Raw genomic sequence first — 13,820 nt, forward strand, 5'->3', positions numbered from 1 at the left:
GGCAAGGATGAATGCGGGCCTCACTCAGTTTTTGACTCTAGGATTAGGATCGATTGGTATAGGTCTGATTTTCTACGTATTTGGTCATAAAAAATCCCAGCATATAGCTGGGATTTTAATTGGTTCGCAGTATTAACTGATGCGCCCTAAAAAGGTGCTAGAGCAGTCAATATTAAGCGTTGGGACCGGCATCTTTGATTGAATCTGGTACCTGATATTTCTCGAAGTTAGCCTTAAAGCTATCAGCAAGATGTTGAGCAAACTCTGCATATTTAGCTTTATCTTCCCAAGTGTTGATTGGGTTAAGTAACTTGCTGTCTACACCTGGGATAGCTAAAGGTACATGTAGATTTAGCTTTTCTAGGTATTCAGTCTCAACATCTTTAAGCTCACCCGATACGATAGCATCGACAATGGCGCGAGTGGTTGGGATGTCGAAACGCTTACCAATACCGTGAGGACCACCAGTCCAGCCTGTGTTAACTAGGTAAACTTGACTACCGAAAGACTCGATACGTTTCATTAGTAACTCAGCGTACACCCCCGCTGGGCGCGGGAAGAATGGAGCACCGAAGCAAGTTGAGAATGTTGACTGAATCGCGGCAGTAGAGCCCATCTCCGTTGAGCCTACTTTAGCGGTATAACCAGACAGGAAGTGATAAGCCGCTTGCTCTTTGGTTAGCTTAGAAACAGGTGGTAGCACACCAGAAACGTCACAGGTTAAGAACACAACCGCGTGTGGTTCTGCGCCGCAGTTATCTAACTTACGCTGAGCGATATGCTCGAGTGGATATGCTGCACGAGTGTTTTCAGTCAAGCTTGAGTTGGTGTAATCAGGTACACGGTTTTCATCAGTCACAACGTTCTCAAGCACAGTACCGAAGCGAATTGCATCCCAGATCACTGGCTCATTCTTCTGGCTTAGGTCGATACACTTTGCGTAGCAACCGCCTTCGATGTTGAATACGCCGCCCGGTGCCCAACCGTGCTCATCATCACCGATAAGGAAACGCTTAGGATCGGCTGAAAGCGTGGTTTTACCCGTGCCGGATAGACCGAAAAATAGTGTGGTGTCGCCATCAGCGCCTACGTTTGCCGAGCAGTGCATTGGCAGCACGCCTTTAGCAGGTAGTAAGAAGTTTTGGACTGAGAACATCGACTTCTTCATTTCGCCCGCGTATTTAAGGCCTGCAAGTAGCACCTTACGTTCTGCGAAGTTAATAATTACAGTGGCATCAGAATGTGTGCCATCACGCTCAGGAACACACTCAAAACCGGGGGCATTCATGATCTGCCATACAGGCTTGTCACTGGCATTAAATTCTTCAGGCACGATGAATAGGTTGCGAGCAAATAGTTGGTGCCAAGCGTACTGAGTAGTGACTCGAACTGGCTGATAATGCTCTTGGCTTGCACCGACTTCGAGTTCAGATACAAAAGTGTCTTTGTCAGCTAGGTAAGCTTCAACTCGCTCCCACAGAGCGTTAAAAGCATTGGCTTCGAAAGGCTTGTTGACCGGGCCCCATTCGATATCAGCTTCAGAGCCAGGCTCTTTAACGATGAAACGGTCGTTAGGAGAACGGCCTGAGCGTTCACCAGTCTTTGCAACTAAAGCACCATTGGCGGTCAATTCGCCTTCTCCACGTGCAAGCGCAAGCTCGACTAATTGGCCTGTTGAAAGGTTAAGGTACTCGCGGTTTGATCCATCCGCCATAGGTAAGGTCTCCATCTGTGAGGTCATCAATAAGGTGCTGATCTATTGCGCCAGCTTATATTTAGAGCGATTGTAACTTATGCGGATATGAATATGTGTACTAGATCAAAAAAAACAGTGAAAAGAGATGTGGAAACACTTTTTTTGACATTTTCCTCTGTTAATAAGATGCATTTTAATCATAAAAAAGGCGCCACAAGGGCGCCTTTAATCGGTTTAGCCAATTTGTTTGGCTAACTCAATATGACTTATTGAGTTACATCGCTGGTTGGTGCGTTTGCAAAGATAGCTTCAACATCAATAGCGTCGAAGATGTATTTGCTGTTGCAATACTCGCAGCCCATCTCTACTTTGCCTAGCTCGGCTAGGATAGAGTCGATTTCTTCTCTCGACACAGTACGGATAGCCTGTGCACTGCGCTCTTTAGAGCAGGTACACTTAAAGCTAATCGACACAGGGTCAAATAAGCGAACTTCTTCTTCGTGATATAGGCGATGTAGCACTTCTTCAGCGGGTAGCGTGAATAGCTCTTCCTGCTTAACGGTTGAAGTTAATACAGATAGATGCTCAAACTCTTGGTTGTGATTACCATCGGTAGGCAACACTTGTAAGAACATGCCTGCAGCTTGCTTGGTATCAGCAAATAACTTGATCTTAGTCGGTAGCTGCTCAGATTGTGCGAAGTAATCTTCTAGACATTCCGCCAGAGTGTCTTTATCTAGCGCAACCACACCTTGATAACGTTCGCCGTCATCTGGTGTTAGGGTGATCACCATGTAGCCTTTGCCAAACATCTGCGTAAGACTCGCATCGTCGCTAATATCGCCTTCCCAACGTGATACGCCGCGAAGTTGCTGCAGGTTATTACCGTTAATCACTGCTAGTGATACAGGGCCATTACCTTGCAGCTGAATACTGATATCACCGCTGAACTTCAAGGTTGCAGTTAATAAGGCTGTAGAAGCCATTAGCTCACCCAATAGATGTTGAATAGCTAATGGGTATTCATGTGCAGATAGCACCTCTTGGTAGCTATTTTCTAGCTGTACCAGCTCGCCACGTACACTCGCGTTTTCGAATAAATAGCGATATAAATTGTCTTTAGTCATCTCTTTGTTCCAATCTCTCTAGCTTTCTTTAAAGCGCATTATTTGTCGACGTTGTTTCTTATCCGGCTTCTGATCGGGAGCGGGATTATTAAGAATATTTAAACGTCTTTGCTCTGCATAAGTCTCTCGTTTTGCTATGCTTTGCGGTGTTTCTTCATAAAGGGTTTGTGCTATTGACCCTTTTTGTCGATGTTCTGACAATTCTTTGATGACGATCTCTTTTTCATCATAGCCTTGTCTTAATCTTATCGTGGCACCAATTTCGGCATATTTGCTCGATTTTGTACGCTGGCCGTTATAGTGTATTTTACCACCATTAATCATCTCTTTTGAGATGGCACGGGTTTTATAAAAACGTGCAGCCCAGAGCCATTTATCAAGCCTGACTTTAATTGCTTGTTGCTCGTCACTGTTCATGAGCGACTCCAGTGATAGATTAACCTTATATAAAGTAGGGGGAAGTTCACAAGCTCAGCAGGAATATACAAATCTTTACTTTCCCGCTGGTAAAATAGTGGCAGGCTTCACACCCTTTTTAGGCGCGTAAAGTTAGCATATTTGGTTAATTATGGCCAACATTGCTACAGCAATGGGCTTGTTGGCAAAAGTAGTGTAGGTTAGCATGGATCACAATTTGCTAAATTATCATAATCAGAACAGAGACCTGCATTGAGGGTCCACATAAATATGGATTTATTAGATAAGTTTTTAACTAAAGCGGCTGGAGTGCCTCAAAAGCCAGTAAGTACAGCGATATTTAGCATTGGGCTATTAATAGCTCTTTACTTGTTAGCGCAAATTACTTGGAAATTAGTACCTGAAGACTCGGAGACTGCGCGCTGGGTACCTACGCCTGTCGCTAGTAATGCGGCTGGTCAAGTCAACATCCTCAATCTGCAACAACTCTCTCTCTTTGGTAAGCCTGATGCGGCAGGTAATAAACCTAAAGTAGCTCCTGTAGAAGAAATCATTACCGACGCCCCTAAAACCTCGCTATCTATTCAGCTTACAGGGGTGGTGGCATCAACCACAGAACAGAAAGGTTTAGCGGTTATTGCTTCAAGCGGTAGTCAAGACACTTACAGCTTAGGCGATAAGATTAAAGGCACATCGGCTTCGTTAAAAGAGGTCTATGCCGACAGAATTATTATTACTAACAGCGGTCGTTACGAGACCTTAATGCTCGATGGTCTAGAATACAATACTAATGGCGCGGCTAATCAGCAGTTACAAAAAGCTAAGAGTGTTTCTAAGGGTAAGACGATTGATAATCGTAAAAATAGTGCTGTAGCGGCTGAATTAAGCCAGTCTCGCGATGAGATTTTGGCTGACCCGAGTAAAATTACCGATTATTTGTCAATTTCACCGGTTAAGAGCGGTGGAGAGCTTGCTGGTTACCGTCTTAACCCAGGTAAAGACCGTGAACTATTTAAACAGGCTGGTTTCAGGGCTAATGATTTAGCTAAATCAATTAATGGCTATGACCTAACTGATATGGGGCAGGCGTTAGAGGTAATGGCGCAGCTGCCTGAGATGACTGAAGTCGCCTTGATGGTAGAGCGAGAAGGTCAACTAATTGAAATAATGTTTAGTCTGCCGCAATAAATACGTAGCAGAAATAACAATAGAATTTGCAGTAAGACACATTGAGTTTGCCGCAACGAAAGGGTTTAGGGGAAGTATAACAATGAATAATAAGCGGATTAGACGCAGATTAATCGCCGGTATGGTGATGGGGGCTTCACTACTCGCTCCACAACTTGCATGGTCTGAACAATATGCGGCTAACTTTAAAGGCACCGATATCCAAGAGTTTATCAACATTGTTGGTAAAAACTTGAATCGAACTATTATTGTCGACCCAACCGTTCGCGGAAAAATCAATGTTCGTAGTTACGATCTACTTAACGACGAACAGTACTATCAGTTCTTCCTCAACGTATTACAAGTCTATGGCTATGCCGTTGTCGAGATGGACAACAACATCATTAAGGTGATCAAAGATAAAGATGCTAAAACCGCATCAATCCGCGTTGCCGATGATAATGCGCCAGGCCTAGGTGACGAGATGGTTACTCGTATCGTTGCTCTTTATAACACCGAAGCCAAGCAGCTTGCCCCGCTATTACGTCAGTTAAACGATAACGCCGGTGGCGGTAACGTGGTTAACTACGATCCGTCCAATGTATTGATGATTTCTGGCCGTGCCGCAGTGGTTAATAAGCTGGTTGAAATTGTGCGCCGTGTAGATAAGCAAGGTGATACCGCTGTTGAAGTGGTTAAGCTTGAATATGCTTCAGCCGGTGAAATCGTACGTATTATCGATACCCTTTACCGTTCAACTGCAAACCAAGCTCAAATGCCTGGCCAAGCACCAAAAGTTGTTGCCGATGAGCGTACTAACGCCGTGGTGGTAAGTGGTGATGAGAAAAGCCGTGAGCGTGTGGTACAACTGATTAAAAACCTAGATGCAGAGCAAGCAACTACAGGTAACACTAAGGTTCGCTATCTGCGTTATGCCAAGGCTGAAGATCTGGTTGAGGTGTTAACCGGTTTTGCTGAACAACTTGTTGATGATAAAGGCACGCCACAAGGTGGCGGCAGCAAGCGTCGTAACGAAATTAATATTATGGCTCATACCGATACCAATGCTTTGGTGATCAGTGCCGAGCCTGATCAGATGCGCACCATTGAAAGCGTGATTAATCAGTTGGATATTCGCCGTGCACAGGTACTGGTTGAAGCGATTATCGTAGAAGTTGGTGAAGGTGATGATGTAGGTTTTGGTGTGCAGTGGGCAACCGAAGCTGGCGGTGGTACTCAGTTTAATAACCTAGGCCCAACCATTGGTGAAATAGGTGCGGGTGTTTGGCAGGCTCAAGGTGAAGAAGGCTCTACAGTCTGTAACGACGGTACCTGTACCGAAAACCCTGACACTCGTGGTGATATCACCTTACTTGCGCAAGCATTGGGTAAGGTAAATGGTATGGCTTGGGGCGTGGCAATGGGCGATTTCGCCGCCTTGATTCAAGCCGTGTCGAGTGATACCAAATCAAACGTACTTGCTACACCGTCTATTACTACGCTAGATAACCAAGAAGCCTCATTTATCGTCGGTGATGAAGTGCCTATTTTAACGGGTAGCCAAAATTCGAGTAACGGTAATAGCAACCCATTCCAAACGGTTGAGCGTAAAGAAGTGGGCGTAAAGCTTAAAGTGGTGCCTCAAATTAACGAAGGCAGCTCAGTTAAGCTGACAATCGAGCAGGAAGTATCAGGTATTAACGGCAAGACTGGTGTCGATGTAACCTTTGCCACTCGTCGCTTAACCACGACTGTTATGGCGGACTCTGGTCAGATCGTAGTGCTAGGTGGTTTGATTAAAGAAGAAGTACAAGAGTCGGTGCAGAAAGTACCATTCTTAGGTGATATCCCGATTATTGGCCACCTATTTAAGTCTTCTTCTAGCGGTAAGAAAAAAACCAACTTGATGGTATTTATTAAGCCTACGATTATTCGTGATGGTATCACCATGGAAGGCATAGCAGGTCGCAAGTATAACTACTTCCGTGCACTGCAGCTTGAGCAGCAGGAGCGTGGTGTTAACCTTATGCCAAATACTCAAGTTCCTATCTTAGAAGAGTGGAATCAAGCTGACTACCTGCCTCCAGAAGTCAATGAAGTATTGAACCGTTACAAAGAAGGCAAAGGCTTAGACACTAAGATGCGTGAAACGGATCCTGCTCTAAAGTCTATCTCCAATAGCAAAGATGCCGATAAGCAAGGCACTGATACCGTGACAGATGCTGATGAGTGAGAATTCAATTCAAGTCGATGAAGAGCTAGCGCAGGTCTCGAATGAGCTTGGGCTAGTGTCTGAGGGTGAAGCGGACCAGCTTTTTCATTCAAACAGTAAAGAGCGTTTGCCCTTTGCTTTTGCGCATAGATTCAAGGTGGCGCTAGCCACTGACGAAAATAATCAGCTGTCGCTTTATTATACCCAAGGAACACCTTTAGCTTCCTTGCTTGAGGTGCGTCGTTATTGTGGCAAAGAGCTACCTTTAATTAAGCTTGAAGAGACAGCCTTCGAGGCGCGTTTGACCCAAGCTTATCAGGCAAACTCTTCTGAAGCGCAGCAGATGATGGAAGATATCGGTAATGAGATGGACTTGTTCACGCTTGCCGAAGAGCTGCCGCAAACTGAAGATCTGTTAGAGGGCGACGATGATGCGCCGATTATTAAGTTAATCAACGCGCTCTTGTCTGAGGCGATTAAAGAAGAAGCGTCAGATATCCATATTGAAACCTACGAAAAACAGTTAATTGTGCGTTTCCGTGTCGATGGCATTCTTAAAGAAGTCCTCAAGCCGAACCGTAAACTGTCATCTTTGTTGGTGTCGCGTATTAAGGTTATGGCGCGTCTCGATATCGCTGAAAAACGTGTACCACAAGATGGTCGTATTTCACTGCGTATTGCGGGACGAGCGGTTGATGTGCGTGTATCGACGATGCCGTCAAGCCATGGCGAGCGTGTGGTACTGCGTCTACTGGATAAAAACGCCGGTAATTTAGATTTAGAGCAGCTTGGTATGACCGAAGCGGTTCGTCATCAATTTGATGAGCTGATCCGCAGGCCCCACGGTATTATTTTGGTAACAGGCCCTACAGGTTCGGGTAAGAGTACCACCCTCTATGCTGGCCTTACCGAAATTAACTCGAAAGATACTAACATTCTTACCGTAGAAGATCCGATCGAATACGAGTTAGAAGGTATTGGTCAAACTCAAGTTAACACTAAAGTTGATATGACTTTCGCCCGTGGCTTACGTGCAATTCTACGTCAAGATCCCGATGTGGTGATGATTGGTGAAATTCGAGATCTTGAGACCGCTCAAATTGCGGTGCAGGCATCGCTTACTGGTCATATGGTTATCTCAACTCTGCACACCAATACAGCATCAGGGGCAATTACACGTTTGCAAGATATGGGAGTTGAACCTTTCCTCGTGTCTTCGAGTTTGCTTGGTGTACTTGCTCAGCGTCTTATCCGTACCTTGTGCCCAAGCTGTAAAGAAGCACATACTCCGGATAATCGTGAAAGAGAGCTTCTCGGTATTAGTAGCGATGATCCGCGGGTAATTTTCCGAGCTAAGGGTTGTCAGGCTTGTGGTCATAATGGCTATCGTGGCCGAACAGGTATTCATGAGTTACTTATTGTCGATGATCATGTGCGTGAACTTATTCACACCGGGCGCGGCGAGTTAGCGATTGAAAAACATATTCGTCAATCAGTGCCGAGCATTCGACATGACGGAATGAGTAAGGTGCTTGCGGGTAAAACTACCCTAGAAGAAGTGCTGCGTGTCACTCGAGAGGAGTAAACCATGCCGGCATTTGAATACAAAGCATTAGACAAAACGGGTAAGCAAAAAAAAGGTGTTGTCGAAGCGGATACCGCACGGCACGCACGTACTCAGCTAAGAGAGCAGCGCTTAATGCCGCTGGAGATCACTCCAGTGGTAGAAAAAGAGAGCAAAGCGAAAGCCGCAGGTTTTAGCTTTTTAAAGCGTGGTATTTCAACTGCAGAGCTTGCGCTGATTACTCGCCAAATTGCGACCCTTGTAGCAGCTGGATTACCAGTTGAAGAGGCATTAAAGGCTGTTGGTCAACAATGCGAGAAGGACCGTTTAGCCAGTATGGTAATGGCGGTGCGTTCACGTGTGGTAGAAGGTTACAGCCTTGCCGACTCAATGGCTGAGTTCCCACATATTTTCGATGAACTGTATCGCGCTATGGTGGCTTCAGGTGAAAAATCTGGTCACTTAGAAGTGGTGCTGAATCGTCTCGCCGATTACACCGAGCGTCGCCAGCAACTCAAGAGCAAGATGACTCAGGCAATGATATATCCTATCGTGCTGACAGTCGTCGCTATAGGTGTGATTGCTATTCTACTTGCTGCCGTTGTGCCACAAGTGGTGGGGCAATTTGAACATATGGGGCAAGAGTTGCCTTGGACCACTGAGCTGTTGATCGCTTCCTCAGACTTTATCCGTGATTATGGCCTAATTGTTTTGGCTGTCATTATCGGCTTATTCTTTATCGCCAAACGTTTACTGCTATCACCTAAAAATCGCATGAAATACGACAGCATGTTGCTGCGCCTGCCAGTGATCAGCAAGGTGAGTAAAAGCCTTAACACGGCGCGTTTTGCGCGTACATTAAGTATTTTAACGGCCAGTTCTGTACCGCTACTCGATGCAATGCGTATCGCCAGTGATGTACTTATTAACGTTAAAGTAAAAGCTGCAGTCGAAGATGCGACATTAAGGGTGCGTGAGGGCACAAGTTTGGGAACAGCGCTGGCCAACACTAAACTTTTCCCTCCTATGATGCTCTATATGATTACCTCTGGTGAAAAAAGTGGCCAACTTGAGCAGATGCTTGAGCGCGCCGCCGATAACCAAGACCGAGATTTTGAGTCTAATGTGACGATTGCCTTAGGGGTGTTTGAGCCTATGCTAGTTGTTAGCATGGCTGCTGTAGTTCTATTTATTGTTTTAGCGATTCTTCAGCCAATTCTAGCGCTGAATAATATGATTAGTGGTTAATACTCACTGTCAGCTACAAAGATTTTGTAGCTAGCGTGGGTGAATTAGTTTAAGGAAGTTGTTGATGCAAGCACGTAATAAACAGAAAGGTTTTACCCTACTAGAAGTCATGGTAGTGATTGTTATTTTAGGTATTTTAGCCTCTATGGTGGTACCTAACTTAATGGGTAATAAAGATAAAGCCGACCAGCAAAAAGCGGTTTCAGATATCGTAGCATTAGAAAATGCCTTAGACATGTATAAGCTAGATAACAGCGTTTATCCAACGACTGAACAGGGCCTTGAAGCTTTAGTGCAAAAGCCTACTATTTCACCAGAGCCACGTAACTACCGTGCGGACGGTTATGTGAAGCGTTTACCACAAGATCCATGGCGCAATGACTACTTACTTTTGAGCCCAGGTGAGAACGGTAAACTTGATATCTTCAGTACAGGCCCAGATGGCCAAGCTGGTACTGAAGATGATATTGGTAACTGGAACCTACAGAACTTCCAATAATATGAGTTTGCTGCGATTAAACTTAGCGCGCCAAACGGGCTTCACCTTAATGGAGGTGTTGCTCGTTGTTTTGCTTATGGGATTGGCTGCAACTGCCGTCACCCTTGGCATGGGCGGAGCGAGTAAAGAAAAGGCGCTTGAACGTACTGCGCAGCAGTTCATGATGTCTACCGAAATGGTGCTCGATGAAACGGTCTTAAGCGGCCATTTCGTAGGCATAGTCATTGAAGATACTAGCTATAAATACGTTTATTACGAAGAAGGTAAGTGGAAGCCTTTAGAGCAAGATAGATTGCTTGCTGAGCGAGAAATGGAACCCGGTGTCGAAATGGTGCTGGTACTCGATGGCTTACCATTAGTTCAAGATGACGAAGAACAAGATTCTTGGTTTGATGAGCCACTTATTGAAAAGTCCGCCGACGAAAAGAAGAAGTTTCCTGAACCGCAGATCATGTTATTTCCGAGCGGTGAGATGAGTGCTTTTGAACTGTCTTTCGTTAGCGAAGATGAAATGAAGCAAGATATTGAAGTCGTGGTATTCGGTGATGCCTTAGGTCGTCTACGGATGGGTTTCGAAGATGAAGAAGTCTTATGAGCAGGCGATCTAAACAAATAGGCATGACCTTGCTGGAAGTGATTGTTGCCTTAGCGGTATTTTCTATCGCTGCCGTCTCTATCACTAAGAGTTTAGGCGAGCAGATGGCCAACATGCCTATTTTAGAAGAGCGCACTATGGCGCAATGGGTCGCCCATAACCAGATGGTTGATGCGCGTTTAGAGCCTAAGTTTCCAGAAATTGGTCGTAAAGATGGTCAAACGGAGCTCGCCAATCAAGATTGGTATTGGCGTAAAGAGGTTATCAAAACCACCGATGATAATTTTAGAATGATCCGCATAAGTGTCAGTGATGATGAACGCTTTGCTCGGGTCATTGCTGAGGTGAGCAGCTATGTGCTTAAAGCTGACTAAATCTCAGCGTGGCTTCACGCTGCTAGAGATGCTGATCGCTATCGCTATTTTTGCCATGCTAGGTTTAGCGGCAAATACAGTGCTCAGCACGGTAATGAAAAACGATACCGCTACTCGCGACTTTGCCGCTAAGTTAAAAGCGATGCAGCAAGGCTTTGGTGTGATTGAGCGTGACTTAAACCAAATGGTCGCACGTACACCTAGATTATTAGAGGGCGGTAGGGCCACTACGGTTTTTCAGACGGGTAGCAATATGCTCGATTCTGAGTCGGAGTCTTTAGTCTTTTTTCGCCTAGGCTGGTTAAACCCTGACGGACTCTTGCCGAGAGGCAGTTTGCAGTCGGTGGCCTACGTAGTAATGGAAGGCCAGCTTCAGCGTTGGTATTACCCGTATCCTGAACCCGAAATTGGTGCGGAGCCAATTAAAACGGTGATTATGGAAAAGGTACTTTCTGTGGAGTACGCCTTTTTTGCCGATGATAAGTGGGAACGCCAAACGGATGCAACCAAGTTGCCCAAGGCGATTGCGATAGAAATTGAATTTGAAGATATCGGCAAGGTACAGCGTAAGTTTTTAGTACCAAAGGGCGCTCTTGCTGGTGCCAATGACGATAGTAACGATAGCGGTGATGAGCCACCGATCTCTGATGGTAACCGGGATAATGGTAAAGAGCAGGATGGAACAAATCCGGGTGGATAAGCATGGCCAATAAACAACGCGGTGTCGCCTTAATCGTTGTGCTCTTGATTGTGGCTATGGTGGCTATTATAGCGACCAATATTACTTCACGTAATCAGTTGTCAGTTAGACGTACCTTGAATATGGCGCAATACGACCAAGCGTTTTGGTACGCGATTTCGGGAGAAGAAATCGCTAAGAAGGTGCTCAAACAAGATCTAGAAGATTCAGATACCGTACATTTGCAGCAGTATTGGGCGCTTGCCGATGTAATCTTCCCCGCAGAAAAAGGGGAAATCGCTGGTAAAATTAGCGATATGCGAGCCTGTTTTAATGTGAATTCGTTATCAGCACCTGATGAAAAAGTTGAAAATGGGCAGCCTAAACTGCCATTACCTGCGGTGCAATTTAAGGGATTGTTAGTCGCATTGGGAATGGATGAGTTCGCTGCTGAGCGCTTGGCGCAGACAGCTAAAGATTATATCGACGAAGATCAAACGGCAGGTCCCTACGGTGCCGAAGATGCGGAATATGAGTCGCGTAATGTACCGTATCGAGCGGCTAATACATTGATGAGCCATAAGAGTGAGCTGCGGGCTGTGATGGGCTTTACTCAAGATATTTATTTGAAGTTAGCGCCTTATGTGTGTGCGATTCCGGGGAATACAACCCAAGTCTTGAATGTGAATACCGTACGTGTAGAGCAAGCAGCAATTATTGCGGGTATGTTCGACAACAAGATTTCTGTTGGTGAAGCCGAAAGCATCATCAATCAAAGACCGCTAGATGGTTATGATGACATCAATGAATTTTGGGAAAACTCATCAGTGGCATCGCTTGCTGGTGACGCCAAGCTGAAATCGAGTTTTGGAGTATCGAGTAAGTACTTCCTACTCGAGGCCGGAGCTAAGGTCGATACAGCGGTATTTAGATTAGAAAGCGTACTGTACGGCGACAGTAACAAATTAGAAGTGTTATCTCGTCAGTTTGGCGGGCAAAAATAACAACAGTCCTTTAATGAGTTGAAGAGACTTGTGGAGATAAATCAGTGAGTGAAAGACTATTCATCCGCTTAGGTCAGACAGCCGAGCAAGCGTGCTCTTGGCTGGTTTGGTCTGAGCAGGAACAAGAAATTATAGGTTCTGGTGAGCTTAGCGATGCCAGTGCACTATCGACTCTTACTGAAAGAGCGGGTAATCGCGCAGTTGACGTTTTAGTGCCTGCATCAAGTATTACTTTAACTCATGTCGAGCTACCTGAAAAAAGCCAGCGCCAAGCTGTAAAAGCTTTGCCTTTTATGCTGGAAGAGAACCTCGCTCAAAACGTGGATGAATTGCACTTTGTTACTGGTCCCCGCAATGGGGAAAGCCTAAGCATAGCTGTGGTTGCTCATGAGCAGATGCAGGCTTGGATCGAATGGCTTAGCGATGCAGGTTTGAAGGCTAAGTGCATCGTACCTGATTGTTTAGCACTGCCATTGGCAGAGTGTGACTGGGCAGCAATGAATTTTGGTAAAGAGATTTTGCTGCGAACAGGCCAAGGCAGTGGTGTGAGTCTGACGCAGAGCTGGATGGATGTGGTTTTGCCACAACTGTTAGCAACTGCAGACAATAGCAACACTAGCGTTGCGGCATATACCGATCTGCAAATGGCTGGGGCAGAGCTGAAGTCTCAGCCGCTTGATCTGCCAATGCTAGTGCTTGCCAAAGGCATGCTCAATGCGCCAATGAACTTGCTATCAGGTGTTTATAAGCCGAAGAAAGAGTACGGTAAGCATCTTGTTTTATGGCGTAATACGGCTATCGCATTAGGGGTCGTTATCCTGTTAGCCCTTGTGAATAAAGGGCTGAATATTCACCAGATGAACAGCGATGCGGATAGATTACAGGCGCAAAGCGAGCAAATCTATAAGCAGGTTGTGCCTGGGAGTTCACGAGTCGTAAACTTGCGTTCTCAGATGGAAAGCTATGTGCGTACCCTTCAAGGTGGCGGTAGTGGCAGTGAGTTTTTTGTCATGCTTAGTGGCATGCAAGAAGCCTTCGCGCAAGTACCAGCACTTAAGCCAACTACCTTACGTTTTGATAGTAATCGTAGCGAAATCCGTATGCAGGTTACTGCTAAGAATTATGAACAGATTGAAAAGTTTAAAGAGATCATTGCGCGTTCTTACAAGCTCGATGGCGGTGCTATGAATAGTGGTGAGTCTCAAGTTACCAGCACCTTAACCATAAGGAGCAAATAA

The 13,820-nt window shown here is 45.5% G+C and carries 13 protein-coding genes; 10 read left to right on the forward strand and 3 right to left on the reverse strand.

What is annotated here, in order from left to right; translation table 11 throughout:
• Positions 1 to 172: 172 nt before the first annotated feature.
• The 3 genes from K5Q73_RS17695 to hslR form a co-directional block, all read right to left on the reverse strand.
• Complete coding sequence (locus tag K5Q73_RS17695; protein WP_220762717.1) at positions 173 to 1,714, reverse strand: phosphoenolpyruvate carboxykinase; 1,542 nt, start codon at positions 1,712 to 1,714, stop codon at positions 173 to 175.
• A gap of 248 nt (positions 1,715 to 1,962) precedes the next feature.
• The gene (gene hslO / locus K5Q73_RS17700; RefSeq protein WP_220762719.1) at positions 1,963 to 2,823 is read right to left on the reverse strand and encodes an Hsp33 family molecular chaperone HslO; all 861 of its coding nucleotides are present in this window, start codon (positions 2,821 to 2,823) and stop codon (positions 1,963 to 1,965) included.
• A gap of 18 nt (positions 2,824 to 2,841) precedes the next feature.
• Positions 2,842 to 3,240: a ribosome-associated heat shock protein Hsp15 gene (hslR, locus tag K5Q73_RS17705; RefSeq protein WP_220762721.1), complete on the reverse strand. Its 399-nt coding sequence runs from the start codon at positions 3,238 to 3,240 to the stop codon at positions 2,842 to 2,844.
• 270 nt (positions 3,241 to 3,510) lie between these two features.
• Between hslR and gspC the strand changes: the two genes are divergently transcribed.
• The 10 genes from gspC to gspL all read left to right on the forward strand — a co-directional run bounded on the left by gspC (position 3,511) and on the right by gspL (position 13,820).
• Positions 3,511 to 4,428 (forward strand): type II secretion system protein GspC, encoded by a 918-nt coding sequence (gspC, locus tag K5Q73_RS17710; RefSeq protein ID WP_220762723.1) that lies wholly within the window; start codon positions 3,511 to 3,513, stop codon positions 4,426 to 4,428.
• 82 nt (positions 4,429 to 4,510) lie between these two features.
• On the forward strand, positions 4,511 to 6,640 hold the full coding sequence (gene gspD, locus K5Q73_RS17715) for a type II secretion system secretin GspD (protein WP_220762725.1): 2,130 nt from the start codon (positions 4,511 to 4,513) through the stop codon (positions 6,638 to 6,640).
• Entirely contained in the window at positions 6,633 to 8,204 is a 1,572-nt protein-coding gene (gspE, locus tag K5Q73_RS17720; RefSeq protein WP_220762727.1) for a type II secretion system ATPase GspE, read from the forward strand. Before gspD ends, gspE begins: the two co-directional genes overlap by 8 nt.
• Before the next feature lie 3 nt (positions 8,205 to 8,207).
• On the forward strand, positions 8,208 to 9,431 hold the full coding sequence (gene gspF, locus K5Q73_RS17725; RefSeq protein WP_220762729.1) for a type II secretion system inner membrane protein GspF: 1,224 nt from the start codon (positions 8,208 to 8,210) through the stop codon (positions 9,429 to 9,431).
• Positions 9,432 to 9,495: 64 nt separating this feature from the next.
• Positions 9,496 to 9,930 carry a type II secretion system major pseudopilin GspG gene (gene gspG, locus K5Q73_RS17730; protein WP_220762734.1) on the forward strand — a complete coding sequence of 145 codons (435 nt, stop codon included), beginning with the start codon at positions 9,496 to 9,498 and terminating at the stop codon, positions 9,928 to 9,930.
• A 1-nt stretch (position 9,931) separates the two neighbouring features.
• A complete protein-coding gene (gspH, locus tag K5Q73_RS17735; protein WP_374706878.1) occupies positions 9,932 to 10,525 on the forward strand; it encodes a type II secretion system minor pseudopilin GspH in 594 nt (197 codons plus the stop codon).
• A complete protein-coding gene (gene gspI, locus K5Q73_RS17740) occupies positions 10,522 to 10,899 on the forward strand; it encodes a type II secretion system minor pseudopilin GspI (protein ID WP_220762736.1) in 378 nt (125 codons plus the stop codon). The genes gspH and gspI overlap by 4 nt, the downstream gene beginning before the upstream one ends.
• Positions 10,880 to 11,599, forward strand: a complete 720-nt coding sequence (gene gspJ, locus K5Q73_RS17745; protein ID WP_220762738.1) for a type II secretion system minor pseudopilin GspJ — start codon at positions 10,880 to 10,882, stop codon at positions 11,597 to 11,599. Before gspI ends, gspJ begins: the two co-directional genes overlap by 20 nt.
• A gap of 2 nt (positions 11,600 to 11,601) precedes the next feature.
• Positions 11,602 to 12,582 (forward strand): type II secretion system minor pseudopilin GspK, encoded by a 981-nt coding sequence (gene gspK / locus K5Q73_RS17750; protein WP_220762740.1) that lies wholly within the window; start codon positions 11,602 to 11,604, stop codon positions 12,580 to 12,582.
• A 44-nt stretch (positions 12,583 to 12,626) separates the two neighbouring features.
• Positions 12,627 to 13,820, forward strand: a complete 1,194-nt coding sequence (gene gspL, locus K5Q73_RS17755; protein WP_220762742.1) for a type II secretion system protein GspL — start codon at positions 12,627 to 12,629, stop codon at positions 13,818 to 13,820.

The organism is Shewanella sp. MBTL60-112-B2 (assembly GCF_019655055.1).
Taxonomy (GTDB): Bacteria; Pseudomonadota; Gammaproteobacteria; order Enterobacterales; family Shewanellaceae; genus Shewanella.

What these genes read in the sequence shown, in the direction of transcription:
- K5Q73_RS17695 (WP_220762717.1), bottom strand. Translation starts at nt 1,714, where the DNA reads ATGGCGGATGGATCAAACCGCGAGTACCTTAACCTTTCAACAGGCCAA.
- hslO (WP_220762719.1), bottom strand. Translation starts at nt 2,823, where the DNA reads ATGACTAAAGACAATTTATATCGCTATTTATTCGAAAACGCGAGTGTA.
- hslR (WP_220762721.1), bottom strand. Translation starts at nt 3,240, where the DNA reads ATGAACAGTGACGAGCAACAAGCAATTAAAGTCAGGCTTGATAAATGG.
- gspC (WP_220762723.1), top strand. Translation starts at nt 3,511, where the DNA reads ATGGATTTATTAGATAAGTTTTTAACTAAAGCGGCTGGAGTGCCTCAA.
- gspD (WP_220762725.1), top strand. Translation starts at nt 4,511, where the DNA reads ATGAATAATAAGCGGATTAGACGCAGATTAATCGCCGGTATGGTGATG.
- gspE (WP_220762727.1), top strand. Translation starts at nt 6,633, where the DNA reads ATGAGTGAGAATTCAATTCAAGTCGATGAAGAGCTAGCGCAGGTCTCG.
- gspF (WP_220762729.1), top strand. Translation starts at nt 8,208, where the DNA reads ATGCCGGCATTTGAATACAAAGCATTAGACAAAACGGGTAAGCAAAAA.
- gspG (WP_220762734.1), top strand. Translation starts at nt 9,496, where the DNA reads ATGCAAGCACGTAATAAACAGAAAGGTTTTACCCTACTAGAAGTCATG.
- gspH (WP_374706878.1), top strand. Translation starts at nt 9,932, where the DNA reads ATGAGTTTGCTGCGATTAAACTTAGCGCGCCAAACGGGCTTCACCTTA.
- gspI (WP_220762736.1), top strand. Translation starts at nt 10,522, where the DNA reads ATGAGCAGGCGATCTAAACAAATAGGCATGACCTTGCTGGAAGTGATT.
- gspJ (WP_220762738.1), top strand. Translation starts at nt 10,880, where the DNA reads ATGTGCTTAAAGCTGACTAAATCTCAGCGTGGCTTCACGCTGCTAGAG.
- gspK (WP_220762740.1), top strand. Translation starts at nt 11,602, where the DNA reads ATGGCCAATAAACAACGCGGTGTCGCCTTAATCGTTGTGCTCTTGATT.